16 protein-coding genes and 1 other annotated feature are annotated in these 20,549 nt (G+C 46.6%); of the genes, 14 read left to right on the plus strand and 2 right to left on the minus strand.

Annotated elements, in window-relative coordinates:
* The first annotated feature begins 45 nt into the window (after window positions 1-45).
* Window positions 46-167, plus strand: a sequence feature (Thr leader region).
* Between the two features lie 26 nt (window positions 168-193).
* The 3 genes from thrA to thrC are packed head-to-tail and all read left to right on the plus strand — an operon-like array spanning window position 194 to window position 4,890.
* Entirely contained in the window at window positions 194-2,656 is a 2,463-nt protein-coding gene (gene thrA / locus HH682_RS07165) for a bifunctional aspartate kinase/homoserine dehydrogenase I (RefSeq protein WP_214236902.1), read from the plus strand.
* Between the two features lie 2 nt (window positions 2,657-2,658).
* Entirely contained in the window at window positions 2,659-3,588 is a 930-nt protein-coding gene (thrB, locus tag HH682_RS07170; protein WP_214236903.1) for a homoserine kinase, read from the plus strand.
* A gap of 3 nt (window positions 3,589-3,591) precedes the next feature.
* Window positions 3,592-4,890: a threonine synthase gene (gene thrC, locus HH682_RS07175; RefSeq protein ID WP_214236939.1), complete on the plus strand. Its 1,299-nt coding sequence runs from the start codon at window positions 3,592-3,594 to the stop codon at window positions 4,888-4,890.
* 32 nt (window positions 4,891-4,922) lie between these two features.
* On the opposite strand, the gene yaaA is transcribed toward thrC, so the two are convergent.
* Window positions 4,923-5,696 (minus strand): peroxide stress protein YaaA, encoded by a 774-nt coding sequence (gene yaaA, locus HH682_RS07180; protein WP_214236904.1) that lies wholly within the window; start codon window positions 5,694-5,696, stop codon window positions 4,923-4,925.
* Between the two features lie 263 nt (window positions 5,697-5,959).
* On the opposite strand from yaaA, the gene tal reads away from it, so the two are divergent.
* From tal to dnaJ, 5 genes are all read left to right on the plus strand, one after another.
* The gene (tal, locus tag HH682_RS07185; protein WP_214236905.1) at window positions 5,960-6,913 is read left to right on the plus strand and encodes a transaldolase; all 954 of its coding nucleotides are present in this window, start codon (window positions 5,960-5,962) and stop codon (window positions 6,911-6,913) included.
* Window positions 6,914-6,967: 54 nt separating this feature from the next.
* Window positions 6,968-7,555, plus strand: coding sequence for a molybdopterin adenylyltransferase (gene mog / locus HH682_RS07190; RefSeq protein WP_214236906.1), 588 nt, complete (start codon window positions 6,968-6,970; stop codon window positions 7,553-7,555).
* 88 nt (window positions 7,556-7,643) lie between these two features.
* The gene (locus tag HH682_RS07195) at window positions 7,644-8,936 is read left to right on the plus strand and encodes an MFS transporter (protein ID WP_214236907.1); all 1,293 of its coding nucleotides are present in this window, start codon (window positions 7,644-7,646) and stop codon (window positions 8,934-8,936) included.
* A gap of 166 nt (window positions 8,937-9,102) precedes the next feature.
* Window positions 9,103-11,010 carry a molecular chaperone DnaK gene (gene dnaK, locus HH682_RS07200; protein ID WP_214236908.1) on the plus strand — a complete coding sequence of 636 codons (1,908 nt, stop codon included), beginning with the start codon at window positions 9,103-9,105 and terminating at the stop codon, window positions 11,008-11,010.
* A gap of 99 nt (window positions 11,011-11,109) precedes the next feature.
* Window positions 11,110-12,255, plus strand: coding sequence for a molecular chaperone DnaJ (gene dnaJ / locus HH682_RS07205; RefSeq protein ID WP_214236909.1), 1,146 nt, complete (start codon window positions 11,110-11,112; stop codon window positions 12,253-12,255).
* Between the two features lie 638 nt (window positions 12,256-12,893).
* Here dnaJ and rpsT read toward each other — a convergent pair.
* Window positions 12,894-13,157, minus strand: coding sequence for a 30S ribosomal protein S20 (rpsT, locus tag HH682_RS07210; RefSeq protein WP_048911476.1), 264 nt, complete (start codon window positions 13,155-13,157; stop codon window positions 12,894-12,896).
* Between the two features lie 318 nt (window positions 13,158-13,475).
* Here rpsT and ribF point away from each other — a divergent pair, with 318 nt between their 5' ends.
* From ribF to dapB, 6 genes are all read left to right on the plus strand, one after another.
* Window positions 13,476-14,414, plus strand: a complete 939-nt coding sequence (gene ribF, locus HH682_RS07215) for a bifunctional riboflavin kinase/FAD synthetase (protein WP_214236940.1) — start codon at window positions 13,476-13,478, stop codon at window positions 14,412-14,414.
* Between the two features lie 25 nt (window positions 14,415-14,439).
* The gene (gene ileS, locus HH682_RS07220) at window positions 14,440-17,256 is read left to right on the plus strand and encodes an isoleucine--tRNA ligase (RefSeq protein ID WP_214236910.1); all 2,817 of its coding nucleotides are present in this window, start codon (window positions 14,440-14,442) and stop codon (window positions 17,254-17,256) included.
* The gene (gene lspA / locus HH682_RS07225) at window positions 17,256-17,765 is read left to right on the plus strand and encodes a signal peptidase II (protein WP_214236911.1); all 510 of its coding nucleotides are present in this window, start codon (window positions 17,256-17,258) and stop codon (window positions 17,763-17,765) included. The genes ileS and lspA overlap by 1 nt, the downstream gene beginning before the upstream one ends.
* Complete coding sequence (gene fkpB, locus HH682_RS07230) at window positions 17,762-18,235, plus strand: FKBP-type peptidyl-prolyl cis-trans isomerase (RefSeq protein WP_214236912.1); 474 nt, start codon at window positions 17,762-17,764, stop codon at window positions 18,233-18,235. Before lspA ends, fkpB begins: the two co-directional genes overlap by 4 nt.
* A complete protein-coding gene (gene ispH / locus HH682_RS07235) occupies window positions 18,216-19,169 on the plus strand; it encodes a 4-hydroxy-3-methylbut-2-enyl diphosphate reductase (protein WP_214236913.1) in 954 nt (317 codons plus the stop codon). The genes fkpB and ispH overlap by 20 nt, the downstream gene beginning before the upstream one ends.
* A 147-nt stretch (window positions 19,170-19,316) precedes the next feature.
* Window positions 19,317-20,123 carry a 4-hydroxy-tetrahydrodipicolinate reductase gene (gene dapB / locus HH682_RS07240; protein WP_214236914.1) on the plus strand — a complete coding sequence of 269 codons (807 nt, stop codon included), beginning with the start codon at window positions 19,317-19,319 and terminating at the stop codon, window positions 20,121-20,123.
* Window positions 20,124-20,549: the final 426 nt, after the last annotated feature.

Consider the following 20,549-nt stretch of genomic DNA (forward strand, 5'->3'; position numbering starts at 1 on the left):
CGACAGATTTTAAAGACAGACAGATTAATAGAGAAAAAATGCGTACAACCAGCCTGAATATCACCATTATTACAATTACCACCATTACAACAGGTAATGGTGCGGGCTGACGCATAACAGGAAAGATAGAAAAGCCCGCACCCTATTCAGGTGTGGGCTTTTTTTTTGAACTATATTCAGGAGCTAGAGACCCATGCGTGTACTGAAATTTGGTGGAACCTCAGTTGCTAATGCTGAACGTTTTCTTCGTGTAGCTGAGATAATTGAGAGTAATGGACAACACGAGCAGGTTGCGACCGTCCTATCTGCCCCAGCAAAAATTACCAATCACTTAGTTGCCCTCATTGAAAAAACAATTGTTGGTCAAGAGACCCGTGAAAACCTAGCGGATGCACGCCGTATCTTTGATGAATTATTAAATGGACTCGTAGCAATCGAACCTTCTTTCGATTTAGCGGCAATGCAGTTTGTTGTGCAACAAGAGTTCGCACAACTTGAACAAATTTTGTTAGGTATTAGTTTACTACAACAGTGTCCAGACAGTATTAATGCTGGGGTCATTTGTCGTGGAGAGAAACTCTCTATCGCAATTATGCAGGCGCTACTGGTCGCGCGCGGTCACGCTGTCAGCGTTATCAATCCTGTTGAGAATCTTCTCGCGCAGGGACATTATTTAGAATCCACCGTTGATATCGCAGAATCCACTCGTCGTATTGCAGCACGTGAAATTCCTCATTCTCATTATATCCTGATGGCCGGGTTTACCGCAGGTAATGAAGCGGGTGAGCTCGTGGTGCTTGGTCGCAATGGCTCTGACTATTCGGCGGCAGTACTCGCGGCGTGTTTACGTGCTCATTGTTGCGAAATTTGGACTGATGTAGATGGTGTTTATACCTGTGATCCTCGCCAGGTCCCCGATGCTCGACTTTTAAAATCTATGTCTTATCAAGAGGCGATGGAGCTCAGCTATTTCGGTGCGAAAGTGTTACACCCACGTACCATTTCACCGATTGCACAATTTCAAATTCCTTGCGTTATCAAGAACACCGCTAATCCCCAAGCCCCTGGTACACGTATTTCAGCCCAAGGTGGCGAAGATAAAACCCCGGTTAAGGGGATTACCAACCTCAATAACATGGCGATGTTCAGTGTGTCTGGGCCGGGGATGAAAGGCATGGTAGGGATGGCGGCTCGCGTTTTTGCGGTGATGTCGCGTAAATTTATCTCTGTGGTATTAATCACTCAATCTTCCTCAGAATACAGTATCAGTTTTTGCGTGCCACAAGCTGAGATGTTGCATGCTCGTCGAGCATTAGAAGAAGAGTTTGTGCTGGAGCTCAAAGAAGGGCTACTTGACCCTATCGATGTCACCGAAAAATTAGCGATTATCTCGGTCGTTGGTGATGGCATGCGTACACTGCGCGGGATCTCTGCAAAATTCTTTTCAGCCCTCGCTCGAGCCAACATCAATATTGTCGCGATTGCGCAAGGCTCTTCTGAGCGCTCAATCTCCGCAGTGGTCAGTAATGATAGTGCGACCACTGGCGTGCGAGCTGTCCACCAAATGTTATTTGCTACCGACCAAGTACTCGAAGTATTTGTGATTGGCGTAGGTGGCGTGGGGACTGCGTTATTAGAACAATTAGAGCGTCAACAAAGTTGGTTGAAGAAAAAGCACATTGATCTACGGGTCTGTGGTATCGCTAATTCCAGCAAGATGTTAACCAAAGTGAACGGTATTGATCTCACCACTTGGCAAACAGACTTACCCGATGCCGAACATCGCTTTTCTCTAGAGTACCTTACACAGCTGGCTAAAGATTACTACTTACTTAACCCTGTGATTATTGACTGTACTTCAAGTCAGACGATGGCCGACCTTTATGCTGATTTCTTGAAACAAGGTTTCCATGTTGTGACGCCGAATAAAAAGGCGAATACTTCCAGCTGGCGTTATTATCAAGAATTACGGGCTGCTGCCGAGAAGTCACGTCGTAAATTTCTTTACGACACCAACGTCGGAGCGGGATTACCCGTTATTGAGAATTTACAAAATTTATTGAATGCTGGTGACGAACTGGTGGAGTTCAACGGTATTCTGTCCGGCTCGCTCTCCTTTATTTTTGGAAAACTGGATGAAGGCATGAGCCTCTCAGAAGCGACGGGGCTGGCACGTGAGTTAGGTTACACTGAACCCGATCCTCGCGATGATCTTTCTGGCATGGATGTGGCGCGTAAGCTACTTATCCTTGCCCGCGAAGCTGGATTGTCCTTAGAGCTAGCTGATATTGAGATCGACCCAGTATTACCGCAGCGTTTTCTGGATCTACCGGATGCAGAGAGTTTTATGCAACATTTACCGGAACTGGATGAGCACTTCAATACGCTATTTACGCAAGCGCAGGCTGGTGGCAGAGTCTTACGTTTTATCGGATCAATTGATGAATCAGGTAAATGTCGTGTCGCACTGAGCGAGGTTGATGCCAATGATCCGCTTTACAAGGTGAAAAATGGTGAAAATGCCTTAGCATTTTATACACGTTACTATCAGCCAATTCCATTAGTACTACGTGGATACGGCGCAGGAAACGATGTCACAGCAGCCGGTGTCTTTGCTGATTTATTGAGAACGCTATCATGGAAGTTGGGAGTATGAGCATGGTAAAAATCTATGCACCGGCCTCAATTGGCAATGTGAGTGTAGGCTTTGATGTGTTAGGGGCGGCAGTGTCACCGATTGATGGCTCTCTACTCGGCGATTGTGTCAGTGTCGAAGAAGCAGAGACCTTTTCTCTGACGACATTAGGACGCTTTGTTAGCAAGCTTCCCAGCGACCCTGAACAAAATATCGTTTACCAGTGTTGGGAATTATTCTGCGAAACCGTCGGGAGAACGATCCCGGTTGCGATGACGTTGGAAAAAAATATGCCTGTGGGTTCTGGTTTAGGTTCGAGTGCCTGTTCTGTCGTCGCCGCACTGGTAGCCATGAATGAATTTGCCGGGCATCCCCTTACCGAGCATCAATTACTGCTGCTAATGGGTGAGCTAGAAGGACGTATTTCCGGTAGTGTGCATTATGACAATGTTGCACCTTGTTACTTAGGTGGTCTACAACTCATGCTGGAAGAGCAGGGGATTATCTCGCAATCCGTGCCGGCATTTGACGAGTGGTACTGGGTCATGGCGTACCCTGGCATTAAAGTTTCTACCGCGGAAGCTCGAGCTATTCTTCCGGCACATTATGCGAAAGCCGATATTGTTCGTCACGGACGTTTGCTTGGTGGCTTCATTCATGCGTGTCACTCTCGACAAGCTAAATTGGCTATTGCCATGATGCAAGATATCGTTGCTGAACCTTACAGAACCCAATTGCTGCCCGGATTTGCGCAGGCACGAGAGCGTTCCTTAGCAGCCGGGGCATTGGCTTGTGGTATTTCAGGTTCTGGCCCAACACTTTTTGCTATCTGTGATACCTTATCTGCAGCCGAGCAAGTCAAAGAACAACTCGTTAACCATTATCTGCAAAATGATGAAGGTTTTGTCCATATTTGCCGACTGGATACTACTGGCGCACGTAAACTGGGATAAATGATGAAACTCTATAATCTAAAAGATCACAATGAGCAGGTTAGTTTCACTCAGGCAGTCAAACAGGGATTAGGATCGCAGCAGGGGCTCTTTTTTCCTCACGAATTACCTGAAATCGAATCAACTGTTATCGAAGAGTGGTTATCACTCGACTTCGTTACGCGTAGCAGTAAAATTTTATCCGCGTTAATCGGAGATGAAATCCCAGAAGAGGAACTGTTTCAACGTGTCCGCGACGCCTTTGCGTTTCCTGCACCGGTTAAAGCTGTTTCTGATAACGTAGCCAGCCTAGAATTGTTCCACGGTCCAACCTTAGCGTTTAAAGATTTCGGCGGTCGCTTTATGGCGCAAATCTTAGCACTGACTAAAAAGCCAGAGGAGAAAATTACCATTCTCACTGCGACTTCTGGTGATACCGGTGCTGCAGTCGCCCATGCTTTTTACGATATGGAAAATATCAATGTCGTTATTCTTTACCCGGAAGGTAAGATTAGTTCTCTGCAAGAGAAACTTTTTTGTACGCTAGGCGGTAATATTACTACTTTGGCAATTGCGGACGATTTCGATGCCTGTCAAAGTTTAGTGAAAAAAGCTTTTGATGATGTGGAGTTGAAAAACGCTATTGGCCTTAATTCGGCTAACTCAATCAATATAAGTCGTCTGCTTGCGCAAGTTTGCTATTACTTCGAAGCTGTCGCGCAGCTGCCACAAGAAAAACGTAACCAGTTAGTGATCTCTGTGCCGAGTGGTAACTTTGGTGATTTAACGGCGGGATTAATCGCCAAAGCGATGGGCTTGCCGATCAAACGTTTTATTGCCGCAACAAACGCTAATGACACGGTGCCACGTTTCTTAGCATCGGGACAGTGGACACCCAATAAAACGGTTGCCACCTTATCCAATGCGATGGATGTTAGCCAACCCAACAACTGGCCACGAGTTGAAGAGCTATTCCGCCGTAAAAATTGGCAGCTGAGTTCTCTCGGTTATGGTGCACTGAATGATGAGCAAACTCGTGCTGCCGTTCGTTCACTTGCCAGCCAAGGTTATGTCTCAGAACCCCACGCGGCTATCGCTTGGCAAGTGCTGACTGAACAACTTCAAGAGGGTGAATACGGTTTATTCCTCGGTACGGCCCATCCCGCGAAATTTAAAGAAAGCGTTGAAGATATTTTAGGAGAAACCTTGCCGCTGCCGGAACCCTTAGCAGAACGCGCAGATTTACCCCTATTGTCCACAACCATTGGGGCTGATTTCTCTGAGCTGAGACGCATTCTGCTAGATAGCGTCAGTAAAGCATAATTGGCTAAGGCGGACACGAGTCCGCCTTATTATTAGGTTTCGTGACGACAAAAGACTATTTCATTTTCAGTACTGCGTTGTGCGTCGTAAAAATATCCTTCCATATCAAATTCAGTTAATTTTTCTGGTTGGGTAATTTTATTATCGATAATAAATCGACACATCATGCCACGCGCTTTTTTTGCGTAAAAACTGATCACCTTAAACTTACCATTTTTCTCATCGAGAAAAACGGGCTTAATCAGTTTTCCTTTTAATTTCGCAGGGTTAACAGCTTTAAAATATTCATCTGAAGCTAAGTTGATCACCCACTTCTCATTTTGCTCTGCGATTGTTTGATTAAGCTGCTGAGTGATGGTTTCACCCCAAAATCCGTAAAGATCTTTACCCACTGGATTGGCTAATTTTATGCCCATTTCCAACCGGTAGGGTTGCATTAAATCTAATGGGCGTAAAACACCATAAAGGCCCGATAACATCCGTAGATGTTGCTGAGCAAATTGAATCGAGTCTAGTGAGAGCTGATCAGCTTGTAGACCAGTATAGACATCGCCTTTAAAAGCGAACAAGGCTTGGCGTGCATTATCGGGGGAAAAGGGGGTTGACCATTGATTGAATCGGTCGGCATTTAAATGCGAAAGTTTATCGCTGATTTTCATCAGTGACGCAATCTCTGCAGGGGAGAGTTTTTTCGCAATATTGATTAACTGCTGTGAATAGTGGAGCAGCTCTGGCTGAGTGTAGTCGGAGACCGGAACCGTTGATTCGTAGTCCAGGGTTTTCGCTGGAGAAATAAGCATTAGCATGTTGAGATCCTCAGTCTGTATCGGCGTCGCATGACAATATTCTGCAAGTGTAACAAATAAGTTGCACAAATCGACAAATGGCTCTGATACGAACAGGCTATGGTAAGGCCAATCAGCACTATTTTATCTCAGAAAAGTAGCATTATTGTTTATTCCTGCGGATAACCAGACATACTTTCTCCCCACGCTTGCGTGAATGAGCGCGCGTGATATTATCGAAACAGGCTTTTAACACTTACTGTCAAACAGAAGAGAAGCAAAATATGACCGACAAACTCACATCACTGCGTAAGTTGACAACCGTTGTAGCCGATACTGGCGATATTGAAGCGATGAAGCTTTACAAGCCTCAAGATGCAACGACTAACCCTTCATTGATTCTGAACGCAGCGAAAATTCCTGAGTACCGCCGCCTGATTGACGAAGCCATCGAGTGGGCTCGTAAACAGAGTAATGATCGCGAAGAGCAAATTGCTCTGACCTCAGACCGTTTAAACGTGAATATCGGTCTTGAGATCCTGAAATTAGTGCCAGGTCGTATTTCAACTGAAGTTGATGCTCGTTTATCTTACGATACTGACGCGAGCTTGGCGAAAGCTCGTAGTTTGATTAAGTTATACAATGACGCAGGTATCAGTAACGATCGCGTCCTAATCAAACTGGCTTCAACGTGGCAAGGTATTCGCGCGGCCGAGCAGTTAGAAAAAGAAGGCATCAACTGTAACCTGACACTGTTATTCTCCTTCGCGCAAGCACGTGCTTGTGCTGAAGCAGGTGCTTACCTGATCTCGCCATTTGTGGGACGTATCCTTGATTGGTACAAAGCGAATACTGATAAGAAAGAGTACGCGCCACAAGAAGATCCAGGTGTCGTTTCGGTAACTGAAATCTACAACTATTACAAGCAACACGGTTATGAAACCGTTGTAATGGGTGCAAGTTTCCGTAACGTTGGCGAAATCATTGAGCTGGCGGGTTGTGACCGTTTAACTATTTCACCTGCATTGCTCAAAGAGCTGCATGAGTCTGAAGGTGAGTTAGAGCGTAAACTGAGCTACAGCGGTGAGACCAAAGCGCGTCCTGAAAAAATGACTGAAGCTGAGTTCTATTGGGAACATAACCAAGACCCAATGGCCGTTGCTAAACTTGCTGAAGGCATCCGTAACTTCGCGGTTGACCAAGGCAAATTAGAAAAAATGATTGAAGAACTGCTGTAATGTTCCTCCTCCGCGGCTGATCAGCCGCGGTTTTCCTCCTATTAAAGAATAGCTATGACGTCACTACGTATTGGAATTGTCTCTATCTCCGATCGCGCTTCGCAAGGCATTTACCCGGATAAAGGCTTACCTGCCTTGGCCGAATGGTTAGCCCAAGCGATCGTCACGCCCTATCATCTTGAGCAACGCCTCATTGGCGACGAGCAAAGGGTCATTGAACAGACGCTATGCGAACTCGTCGATCAGCAAGGCTGTCACCTAGTGTTGACCACTGGCGGGACCGGCCCGGCATTGCGTGATGTCACACCGGAGGCAACCTTAGCCGTTGCACACAGGGTAATGCCTGGATTTGGTGAACAGATGCGTCAAATTAGCTTACATTATGTACCCACCGCGATACTTTCTCGACAAGTGGGAGTAATTCGTGGGCAATCACTGATTCTTAATCTTCCTGGCCAACCTAAATCGATTAAGGAAACCTTAGAAGGGGTTAGGGATGAACAGGGTAATATTCGTGTAACAGGAATATTTGCTAGTGTTGCTTACTGCCTACAGCTGTTGGATAACCCATGGTTGGAAACGGATAAAGCAGTGGTTAACTCTTTTCGACCCAAAAGCGCACAACCTCCCTCTGAGCCTTGAGGATATTGATTTTATAATGGTTAATTCTATTAATGAGTATATCCAGATATAGTCGAAGCTTAACCCTAGTCATGGAGAGGCTTCGTCTATGCAGCAACCCGCAACTCCCTTGCGACCCCTAACTCGACACGATATCAAAACCCTAGGCTTATCTGCCGTAGGGGGGGCTTTAGAGTTTTACGATTTCGTGATATTCGCCTTTTTCGCATTAGTGATTGGTGAACGTTTTTTCCCTGCCGACCTTCCAGATTGGCTGCGCCAACTTCAAACCTTTGCTCTCTTTGCTGCAGGCTATCTTGCCCGTCCACTTGGGGGCGTCATACTGGCGCATTACGGCGATAAACTAGGTCGTAAGAAAACCTTTACATTAAGTATTCTAATGATGGCTCTGCCCACCACAGCGATGGGACTGCTGCCAGATTACCAATCAATAGGTATCGCAGCGCCGATAATTATGTTGATGTTACGAGTACTCCAAGGGGCGGCAATCGGTGGAGAAGTCCCAGGTGCGTGGGTATTTGTATCTGAACATGTGCCAAGCTCACGGATAGGGATGGCCTGCGGCCTACTGACTAGTGGGCTTACCCTCGGTATTATTCTAGGGTCACTGATTACTCAAGGTCTGAATGATATCCTGCCGCCTGCACAACTGGCCGATATAGGTTGGCGGATTGCTTTTCTTATCGGTGGCGGATTTGGCTTAATAGGGATGTTTCTTCGTCGTTGGTTACACGAGACACTGGTTTTTCTCGCCATGCAACAGCAGCGTAGTCAGACACATCTCCCGATTAAAACGCTATTACTCTCTTATCGTCCTGCACTCTATTTTTCAATCATCGTGACGTGGTTATTGGCTGCCGCAATGATTGTTTTGATCCTCATGGCACCCGTTCTGTTCCAAAAATGGTTTGCTATCTCGGTAACACAGAGCCTACAGGCCAACACCTTAGCGGCTTGCATGCTAATGGTGGGCTGTATTGGCTGGGGCATGACCGCAGATAGGTGGGGGATGAGAAGAAGCCTTATAATGGGTTGTTTACTCCTCGCTGCGGCAGTAGTGGCGCTCTTTTTCTGCCTGACCTTTGCACCTTCCCGGCTCTTTTGGGCTTATGGCGCGGTGGGGCTTACGCTGGGAGTGCTGGGGATAATCCCCGCGATGATGGTAACCGCCTTCCCGCCGCAGGTACGGTTTACGGGGTTAGCCACGGCTTATAACATCGGTTATGCCTTGTTTGGTGGACTCACACCGCTATTTATCACGTTACTGATGCCTTATTCCAGACAACTTCCGGCACTCTATATATTCGTGCTCTCTGCGGGTGTCATAGTGAGTTGCCTTATTTTTAGAAGCGGGCAGAGAACTTTTTCGAAAAAAAAGTAAATTTTTTTTAGTTTATCCCTTGATGCGCGATAAACCGCCCCCATCTGGTAACTATCGAAAGTTATCAATGAAAAAAAACTGAGATCGACGTCTTGAAATTCACTCAATTGACCGCATCTATAGTTTATAACCGAATAAAACAGAATTTACGTGGGAGATGTTTATAATGGGTAAGATTATTGGTATTGACCTGGGTACAACCAACTCATGTGTTGCCATCATGGATGGCGGTAAAGCGCGCGTATTAGAAAACGCTGAGGGTGATCGTACCACTCCATCAATTATTGCTTATGCGCAAGACGGTGAAACCTTAGTCGGTCAACCTGCTAAGCGCCAAGCAGTCACCAACCCGCAAAATACCTTATTTGCTATCAAACGCTTAATTGGTCGTCGTTTCCAAGACGAAGAAGTTCAGCGTGACCTGAAAATCATGCCCTACCAAATCGTGTCGGCTGACAATGGCGATGCATGGTTAGACGTGAAAGGCCAAAAAATGGCACCACCACAAATCTCTGCTGAAGTTCTGAAAAAGATGAAGAAAACAGCTGAAGATTATCTGGGTGAGCCAGTAACCGAAGCGGTAATCACCGTACCGGCATACTTCAATGATGCACAACGTCAAGCAACGAAAGATGCTGGTCGTATCGCAGGTCTAGAAGTTAAGCGTATTATCAACGAACCTACCGCAGCAGCGCTGGCCTATGGCCTAGACAAAGGTCAAGGTAACCGTACTATCGCGGTTTATGACTTAGGTGGTGGTACTTTTGATATTTCAATCATTGAGATTGACGAAGTTGATGGCGAAAAAACCTTTGAAGTCTTAGCGACCAACGGTGACACCCATTTAGGTGGTGAAGATTTCGATAGCCGCATGATCAACTACTTAGTGGCTGAATTTAAGAAAGAGCAAGGCATCGATCTGCACAGCGATCCCTTAGCGATGCAACGCCTGAAAGAAGCGGCTGAGAAAGCAAAAATTGAGCTTTCTTCTGCGCAACAAACTGACGTTAACCTGCCATACATCACCGCTGATGCGACAGGTCCTAAGCACTTAAACTTAAAAGTGACTCGTGCGAAATTAGAGTCACTGGTTGAAGATCTGGTTGCTCGCTCAATCGAGCCGTTGAAGATTGCTCTACAAGATGCGGGTCTGTCTGTGTCAGACATTAACGACGTGATCTTGGTGGGTGGTCAAACACGTATGCCACTGGTTCAAAGCAAAGTGAAAGATTTCTTTGGTAAAGAACCACGTAAAGACGTGAACCCGGACGAAGCCGTTGCAGTGGGTGCAGCAGTACAAGGTGGTGTATTAGCCGGCGACGTTAAAGATGTGTTATTACTTGACGTAACACCACTATCTCTGGGTATCGAGACTATGGGTGGCGTAATGACCTCACTGATTAGCAAAAACACTACGATCCCAACGAAGCACAGCCAAGTGTTCTCAACTGCAGAAGATAACCAATCTGCCGTGACCATCCATGTGCTGCAAGGTGAGCGTAAACGTTCTAGTGATAACAAGTCACTCGGACAGTTCAACTTAGATGGTATCCAAGCTGCACCACGTGGTATGCCACAAATTGAAGTCACCTTTGACATTGATGCGGATGGTATCCTGCACGTTTCAGCTAAAGACAAAAATAGCGGGAAAGAGCAAAAGATCACCATCAAGGCCTCTTCTGGTCTGAACGATGAAGAAGTGGAAAAAATGGTACGTGATGCAGAAGCGAATGCTGAATCTGATCGTAAGTTCGAGGAGCTGGTTCAGACTCGTAACCAAGGTGACCAGATTGTTCACAGTACGCGTAAGCAACTTGAAGACGCTGGTGATAAGCTGTCCGCAGACGACAAAGCGCCTATCGACACTGCCCTGACTGAGTTAGAAACAGCACTGCGCGGTGAAGATAAAGCCGATATCGAAGCGAAGATCCAAGCGTTAGGTGAAGTATCAGGCAAACTGATGGAACTGGCTCAGCAACAACAGCAAGCTCAATCAGGCCAAGCTGAAGGCGCTACTCAGCAAGACAACGATGCCGTTGACGCTGAGTTCGAAGAAGTCAAAGATAAAAAATAATTGCCCATGACCGGGCTCAATACGGCAAGTCTGTATTGCTAACCAGCACGGGCGTAGGAGTTTCTCCACGCCCGTGCTCTCATGTTAAGGGCAAGATCGATGGCAAAAAGTGATTACTATGAGATTTTAGGCGTATCCAAATCAGCGGATGAGCGTGAAATCAAAAAAGCGTACAAGCGCTTAGCGATGAAGTTTCACCCGGATAGAAATCCAGGGAACGCAGAAGCTGAAGCAAAATTTAAAGAAGTAAAAGAAGCCTATGAAATCCTAACCGATGAGCAGAAACGCGCTGCCTATGACCAATATGGTCATGCTGCCTTTGAACAAGGTGGAATGGGCGGTGGCGGTTTCGGCGGCGGCGGCTTTGGTGGCGGCGGTGCCGATTTCGGTGATATCTTCGGTGATGTTTTCGGTGACATTTTCGGTGGCGGTCGTCGTCAGCGCGCAGCGCGTGGCTCCGATTTACGCTACACCATGGAGCTGACTCTTGAAGAGGCAGTGCGTGGCGTCACCAAAGAGATCCGTATCCCTACTTTGCAAGAGTGTGAAAAATGCGACGGTAGCGGTGCGAAGGCAGGATCAAAACCACACACCTGTTCGACCTGTCAGGGTGCGGGCCAAGTACAAATGCGCCAAGGTTTCTTCGCGGTGCAACAGCCTTGTCCGACCTGTCAAGGGCGTGGAACGGTGATCAAAGATCCTTGTAATGCTTGCCACGGACATGGTCGCGTTGAGAAATCTAAAACGCTGTCAGTGAAAATCCCCGCGGGTGTTGACACGGGTGATCGTATTCGCCTGAGTGGCGAGGGCGAAGCGGGTGAACAAGGTGCGCCTTCTGGTGATCTTTACGTTCAGGTTTCCGTTAAAAAGCACGCAATCTTTGAACGCGAAGAGAGTAACCTTTACTGTGAAGTACCGGTTAATTTTGCCATGGCAGCGTTGGGGGGAGAAATCGAAGTCCCAACACTCGATGGCCGCGTCAAACTTAAAATTCCTGCTGAGACACAAACCGGTAAATTGTTCCGTATGCGTGGTAAGGGCGTTAAATCGGTTCGTGGCGGCGCAGTGGGTGACTTACTCTGCCGTGTGGTCGTAGAGACGCCTGTGAAGCTCAATGAGAAGCAGAAACAGCTACTGCAAGAATTAGGTGAGTCTTTAGGTGGGCCAGCAGGTGATACGAATAGTCCTCGTTCTAAAAGCTTCTTCGATGGTGTGAAAAAGTTTTTTGATGATCTGACTCGCTAGTCACCTCTCACTCTCCGGTGTTAATTAACGACACCCCATAAGTTGGTATCCGACTTATGGGGTGTTTTTTTATGGCGAAGTGCTTATTGGCACCCGAACGGATGCCCTAGTCAACTCACCACCGGCTTATTCTGACATCGCCTTATCGAGAGATTAAGGGATACTACGCGGCCGATAATAGGGCTTTCATATCGATTCCTACCTGGTTAACAGAAACGAAAAAGCACATTATGCAACAGGGTAGTGTGCTGTGTAGGGATAGCAAAGTCGTTAGTTAACTTTTATATTGGCAGTTCACAGGCCACTCTTTCGAGCGAGCTTTTTCAGTATCTCTGTTGGATAGTGGAAAAATAATCGTAAAAACGGGTCACAGACCGATTATGCGATAGGATTCAGCTTTGCGCGATGGGGTATTTTGTAAGGTTTCTCGCTACGCTAAAGCGACCGATTGAAGTGGCATGGCGGCACGATTCTTCCAGTTCTTTACGGGTCTACTCTTTAGATAAAGTGATTATTACGCAAAAGGAAGTTTGGGGAGAGAGCGCAGCCTCAGTTTGAGGAAGTTAGGAAAAGGGCTCGAAACAAAACAAAAAAACCGACCAGAGGTCGGCTTTTTATAGAACATCAACGCGTAGCGATTAAGCCATTTTGTTGATTTGTGCAGTCAAGTTAGCTTTATGACGTGCAGCTTTGTTCTTGTGGATCAGGCCTTTAGCAGCTTGACGGTCCACGATTGGTTGCATTTCGTTAAATGCGTTTTGTGCAGCTTGCTTGTCGCCAGTCGCGATTGCAGCGTAAACTTTCTTAAGGAAAGTACGCATCATAGAGCGACGGCTAGCATTGTGTTTGCGACGCTTTTCAGATGTTACCGCGCGCTTCTTAGCTGATTTGATATTAGCCAAGGTCCAACTCCCAAATTAGTTCTTTATGGACAAATCAAAGGTCGAGGACTATGCCTTTTGTCCCTTTGTTTGTCAATGGATTTGTGCAAATAAGCGTCGCTTACATCACGGCGCTCGGTTACGTAATTGATGGCGCAGGATTCTAACAGTTTCCCTGCCTTGAATACAGTCTTTCGCAATAAAATTGTGCGGAATTTACACCCATAGAGTATTAACAGGATAAAAACGACAAAACTAGTGCGTAAAGCCGACATCAACGGGTTAATTTTGAACGCTGAACAAGGTATAATCGGGCATTTTCAGCAAATCGAGTTTGCCATGAAGTTTATCCGTGGGCTACATAATCTCACACAGCATCAACAAGGTTGCGTTTTAACGATTGGAAACTTTGATGGCGTACATCGGGGGCACCAAGCTTTGCTGCGTCATTTACGGCAAGCCGGCTCGCACCGACACTTACCGGTTGTTGTGATGGTCTTCGAGCCTCAGCCATTAGAGCTTTTCCAACCAGAAGTGGCCCCGGCGAGGCTAACGCGCCTGCGTGAGAAACTAGAGAATTTAGAGAAATTTGGTGTAGACGAAGTGGTCTGTATTAATTTTGACCAAGATTTTGCGAAACTCACCGCAGAGAACTTCATCAGTGAACTGTTGGTGCAAAGGCTTAACGTAAAATTACTCGCGATTGGTGATGATTTCAGATTTGGCGCTGGTCGCCGCGGCGATTTCCTGTTATTACAACAGGCAGCAAAACAATATGGCTTCGATGTTGTGAGTACCGAAACCTATATTGAACAAGGTAAACGTATCAGTAGCACCGCAGTGCGTCAGGCATTAGCCAATAGCGACTTCCAACAGGCAGAAATTTTACTCGGCCGCCCGTGGTCGATCACTGGGCGGGTAGTGCATGGTGATGCGCTGGGGAGAACACTAGGCTTTCCGACAGCAAATGTACCGTTAAAACGGCGCGTGACGCCCGTAAAAGGGGTTTTTGCCGTAGAAGTCTATGGCGTTAGCGACAAACCCATTGAAGGGGTCGCCAATATTGGTACCCGCCCGACGATTAAAGGCATTCGTCAACAGCTTGAGGTTCATCTACTGGATACACAGAGGGATCTTTACGGAAAACGAATCCAAGTAGTGATTAAACATAAAATACGTGATGAGCAACGATTTGCATCCCTAGACGCGTTGACGCAACAAATTGCGCAGGATGTGGAAACGGCCAGAAATTATTTCGTTCAACGAACAACGGTGTAATCCCGAAACCTGGAACTAAAATCTAATGAGTGACTATAAATCAACCCTGAATCTTCCTGAAACAGGTTTTCCAATGCGTGGTGATTTAGCAAAAAGAGAACCAGACATGCTCAAGCGCTGGTACGCAGATGATCTTTACGCGACGATTCGTGCAGCGAAGAAAGGGAAAAAAACATTTATTCTGCATGACGGCCCTCCGTATGCGAATGGTAATATTCATATTGGTCACTCAGTAAATAAAATTCTTAAAGACATTATCGTTAAGTCCCGTGGTATGGCGGGCTTTGACGCGCCTTACGTTCCAGGCTGGGATTGTCATGGTTTACCGATCGAGCACAAAGTTGAACAAATGATCGGGAAACCGGGTGAGAAAGTCACCCCTGCGGAGTTCCGTCAGGCTTGTCGCGACTATGCAGCCGAACAAGTTGAAGGACAAAAGAAAGATTTTATCCGCCTTGGCGTGCTAGGAGATTGGGATCGTCCTTATCTGACCATGGACTTCAAAACTGAAGCCAATATCATTCGTGCGTTAGCCAAAATTATTGGCAATGGCCACCTTCATAAAGGGGCTAAACCCGTTCAATGGTGTCTAGATTGCCGTTCAGCTCTAGCGGAAGCTGAAGTTGAGTATTACGACAAAACTTCACCGTCTATCGATGTACTGTTCAATGCCGTTGAGGCTGATGCGGTTGCTGCGAAATTTGGTGTTCCAGCGGATGGCCAAGCGATTTCACTCGTCATCTGGACCACCACTCCGTGGACCTTACCCTCTAACCGTGCCATTTCGTTAAATGCTGAGTTTACCTATCAGCTGCTTGAGGTTAACGGCCAGCGCATCATTTTAGCGAAAGATTTAGTCGAAGTCGTAATGACTAAAATCGGTGCCGAAGCATGGCAAGTCTTAGGCGAATGCCAAGGTGAAGTCTTAGAGAACCAACGCTTCCAACATCCATTTTTAGCGTTAGATGTACCGGTATTGTTAGGCGATCACGTTACATTAGATGCTGGTACTGGGGCAGTACATACCGCACCTGGTCATGGTCCAGAAGACTACGTGGTTGGCCAAAAATATGGGATTGAAACGGCTAATCCCGTTGGCGGCGACGGTTGCTACCTACCTGGCACTTATCCAGGCCTTGATGGGATTAATGTGTTTAAAGCTAATCCATTGGTGATCGAGATCCTACGTGAAAAAGGCGCATTACTGCATCTTGAGAATCTTCACCATAGCTACCCACATTGCTGGCGTCATAAAACACCGGTCATTTTCCGCGCGACGCCACAGTGGTTTATCAGCATGGATCAGAAAGGGTTACGTGCGCAATCACTGAAAGAGATTAAAGGCGTGCAGTGGATCCCTGATTGGGGCCAAGCGCGTATTGAATCCATGGTAGAAAATCGTCCTGATTGGTGTATCTCGCGCCAAAGAACTTGGGGGGTACCAATGTCGCTGTTTATTCATAAGCAGACAGGCGCTATCCACCCTGAGACATTAGCGTTAATGGAAAAAGTGGCGCAGCGTGTTGAACAAGACGGTATTCAAGCGTGGTGGGATCTTGATAGCGCGGAACTCCTAGGTAGCGATGCTGATGACTACGAAAAAGTCCCTGATACCTTGGATGTGTGGTTCGATTCGGGATCGACCAGCTGCAGTGTTGTCGATGTTCGTCCTGAATTTACGGGACACAGCGCAGACATCTACCTTGAAGGTTCAGATCAGCATCGAGGCTGGTTTATGTCATCGCTGATGATCTCTACCGCGATCAAATCGAAAGCACCTTATCGTCAAGTATTAACCCATGGTTTCACCGTTGATGGACAAGGCAGAAAAATGTCTAAATCTATCGGCAACACGGTAAGCCCTCAAGATGTTATGGATAAGCTCGGCGCTGATATTCTACGTTTATGGGTCGCCTCGACCGACTATTCGGGTGAGATGGCCGTTTCTGATGAGATCCTGAAACGCTCAGCCGATGCTTATCGTCGTATCCGTAATACGGCGCGTTTCTTACTGGCGAACTTAACCGGCTTTAATCCAGAAACCGATCAAGTGGCTCCTGAAGAGATGGTCGTGGCTGACCGTTGGGCTGTCGGACGAGCGTTGGCGGCACAGCAAGATATCATCGCCTCTTATGAGAAATATGACTTCCATGAAGTGGTGCAACGTTTGATGCATTTCTGTTCGGTTGAGATGGGGTCGTTTTATCTCGATATCATCAAAGATCGTCAATATACCGCGAAAGCTGATGGTCTAGCTCGTCGTAGCTGTCAAACCGCGTTATGGCATATTGTTGAAGCACTCGTTCGCTGGATGGCACCCATTCTCTCGTTTACAGCTGATGAGATTTGGGGACACTTGGCCGGTCAGCGTGAAAAATACGTCTTTACCGGGGAGTGGTACCAAGGTCTGTTTGGTTTAGCGAATGATGAGCCGATGAACGACGACTATTGGGATCAACTGCTGAAAGTGCGTAGCGAAGTCAACAAGGTGATTGAGCAGGCGCGGGCAGATAAAAAAATCGGCGGTGCCTTAGAAGCCTCTATCACGCTTTATGCAGAAGCTGAACTTGCCAAGCGTCTACAAGCTTTGGGGAATGAACTCCGTTTTGTTCTTTTAACCTCTGAAGCGCAAGTGGTTGATATTTCTGCCGCGCCTAATGAAGCCGTACAGAGCGAGCACTTAAAAGGATTGAGTATCCTGCTCGGTAAAGCTCAGGGCGAGAAATGTCCGCGTTGCTGGCACTTCAGCAATGATATTGGAGCTAATCCTGAACAGGCGCAGATTTGTGGCCGCTGTTACAGCAATGTGGCAGGAAACGGTGAAGAGCGTAAGTTTGCCTAATGAAAAAATCATTATGTTCTAGCGGCTTACGTTGGTTATGGGTGATGGTAGTTGTTATTGTCGTTGATTTATCGAGTAAATACTGGGTAATGACGTCGATGCAACTCCATGAGTCGCGTGCCCTAATACCTTTCTTTAACCTTTTTTATGCGCATAATTATGGTGCGGCGTTTAGCTTCCTTGCTGATAAAGGTGGCTGGCAGCGTTGGATGTTTGCTGCTATCGCTATCGCGATTGCACTTTGCTTGCTGTTTATGATGTATCGCAGCCGGGCTGAGCAAAAGCTGACTAATATTGCTTATGCAATGATTATCGGTGGGGCATTAGGCAACCTCTTTGACCGTGCATGGCACGGTTTTGTTGTCGACTTCATTGATTTCTATGTGGGGGATTGGCACTTTGCGACCTTCAATATTGCAGACTGTGGTATTTGTGTTGGCGCTGCGCTGATTGTGTTAGAAGGTTTCTTGCCTAAGCCGCACGCTGATTCTGTGGAGGACAAATCATGAGTGAACTCACCGTAACGGCGGATAGCCGTATAGTGGTTCAATTAGTTCTCACACTGTCTGACGGATCAGTCGCCGAATCGACTAAAGCGAACAATAAGCCAGCTCTACTCACATTGGGCGACCAATCGCTTTCTCCGAAGCTTGAGGCTCAATTGTTAGGGCTAACTGTCGGTAGTCAGCATAAGTTCAGCTTAGCGGCGGAAGATGCATTCGGAGCCAGTAATCCCGATCTGGTGCAATACTTTTCTCGCCAAGCTTTTCTCGAAGCAGGGGAACCTGAAGTCGGGACTATAATGCTCTTTAGCGCGATTGATGGCAGTGAAATGCCGGGCATTGTGCGTGAGATCTCGGGTGATTCCGTCACCGTTGATTTCAATCATCCGCTAGCAGGTCAAGACATTACGTTTGAGATCGAAATCATCGACATCAATCCGGTGTTGGAGGAGCAGAATGAAAATCTTACTGGCTAATCCGCGTGGATTTTGTGCAGGTGTCGATAGGGCTATCAGTATTGTTGAACGCGCCCTAGAGATGTATGGCGCGCCAATCTACGTGCGCCATGAAGTCGTGCATAATCGCTATGTAGTGGAAGGGTTACGTGAACGAGGCGCAGTCTTTATCGAGGAGATTAGTGAGGTGCCGGATGGGGCCATCCTTATTTTCTCTGCGCACGGTGTCTCGCAAGCGGTACGCGCCGAAGCGAAAGCTCGGCAACTCACTATGCTCTTTGACGCCACTTGCCCATTAGTCACCAAAGTCCACATGGAAGTTGCCAGAGCAAGCCGTAAGGGCACCGAAGCTATCTTGATTGGTCATGCTGGACATCCCGAGGTGGAAGGCACGATGGGGCAATACAGCAATCCTCAAGGGGGGATGTATTTAGTTGAGTCGCCTGATGACGTATGGAAACTGACGGTTAAAAACGAAGCCAACCTCTGCTTCATGACACAAACGACCTTGTCGGTGGATGATACGTCTGATGTTATCGACGCCTTACGCCAACGCTTTCCGTTAATTATTGGTCCACGTAAAGACGATATCTGTTATGCCACGACCAATCGTCAAGAGGCTGTCCGACAACTAGCTGATGAAGCGGATGTCGTGCTGGTTGTTGGGTCCAAAAACTCATCGAACTCCAATCGGTTAGCGGAATTAGCCCAACGCGCGGGAAGACTTGCGAGACTTATTGATAGCGCTGAAGATATTAATCCGCAATGGCTGGAGAACATCAGTTGCGTAGGCGTGACCGCCGGTGCCTCGGCTCCTGATATTTTGGTTCAACAGGTTATTGCTCGATTAATGGAGCATGGCGGCGAGCCGGCAATCGAACTCTCTGGTAGAGAAGAAAATATTTTCTTTGAAGTGCCGAAAGAACTCCGTGTTCCGGTTAAAGAGATTAATTAAGGCTAACCTTTAATGACCTAAACCAGCTCCCCTAAGAGCTGGTTTTTTTTCGTCATAAATGAATTAATGCATTGTAATTTGCGCTGGAGTTAGTCCTACTTGCCCGTTATGCTGACTAACGAAAATACTACAGATAGGGTTTTTGTTATGGCTGCAACACGTATTGCTATCATCGGCGCATCTGGCCGTATGGGAAAACAATTAATCGAAGCGGTTCACGTCGATGATTCCGTTGAACTGGGTGCTGTGATTGTGCGCCAAGGCTCGTCACTGAAGGGATGCGATGCAGGAGAGTTGGTCGGTATTGGCTCACTGGGTGTCGCTATTGTTGATGATATTCAGCAAGTCATCGACGACTTTGATATCTTGATCGATTTTACCCGCCCAGAATTTACCCTCGACCTGCTCAAACTCTGTCGTCAGCACCACAAATCGATCGTTATCGGTACAACAGGTTTTGATGAAGCGGGTAAACAACAAATTGCCGAAGCAGCTCAACATGTCCCGGTTGTATTTGCGGCTAACTTTAGCGTTGGGGTTAATCTTATGCTGAACCTCCTCGATCAGGCGGCCAAAGTGATGGGCGACTATACCGATATTGAAATCGTCGAAGCACATCACCGACACAAAGTTGATGCCCCTTCAGGCACCGCATTAGCCATGGGTGAAGCGATTGCCACCGCAATGGACTGGTCGCTGGATGAGCATGCTGTTTATGCCAGAGAAGGGATCACTGGTGAGAGAAAGGCCGGTACTATTGGTTTTTCGACGATTCGGGCGGGTGATATCGTTGGGGAACACACTGCGATTTTTGCAGATATCGGAGAAAGAATAGAGATAACCCACAAGGCCTCTAGCCGAATGACCTTTGCAAAAGGGGCAGTTAAGGCATCATGCTGGCTGAAAGGAAAGGAATCTAGTCTTTACTCGATGAAAGATGTACTTGGTTTCTAGTTTTATTGTTATATAAATTTTGTAATATATTGATATATCGGTATTTATTGTTGTAATATCGATATTATCAATGATTTTGTTTATTTTTTATTTTTTTATCTTATTTTTGGTATTTTTTAATTTAAATTTTACCAAATGGTCTACTTTTTTATTAAAATTGATTATTTTATAGACTATAAGTTGGTTCTCCTGTTTTTTTTCGGTGATTATTTCTTAGCAAACGTTTTTCTAGACGAGATAAGATGTACTTTTATGATGATATGAGAGAAAGCTTGCTGAAAGCTGTAAAAAAAATAAATTAATTTCGCTTCAGTATAGACATCAGCCCCAGGGATCATTAGAATGCCGCCAATTTGCCAAAATCCAGATAGGCAGGCATTTTTGCATTGATTTGATCGTACTGATTGAATTAATATGCATGAACAG

This window comes from Rosenbergiella gaditana (assembly GCF_018494065.1).
Classification (GTDB): Bacteria; Pseudomonadota; Gammaproteobacteria; order Enterobacterales; family Enterobacteriaceae; genus Rosenbergiella; species Rosenbergiella gaditana.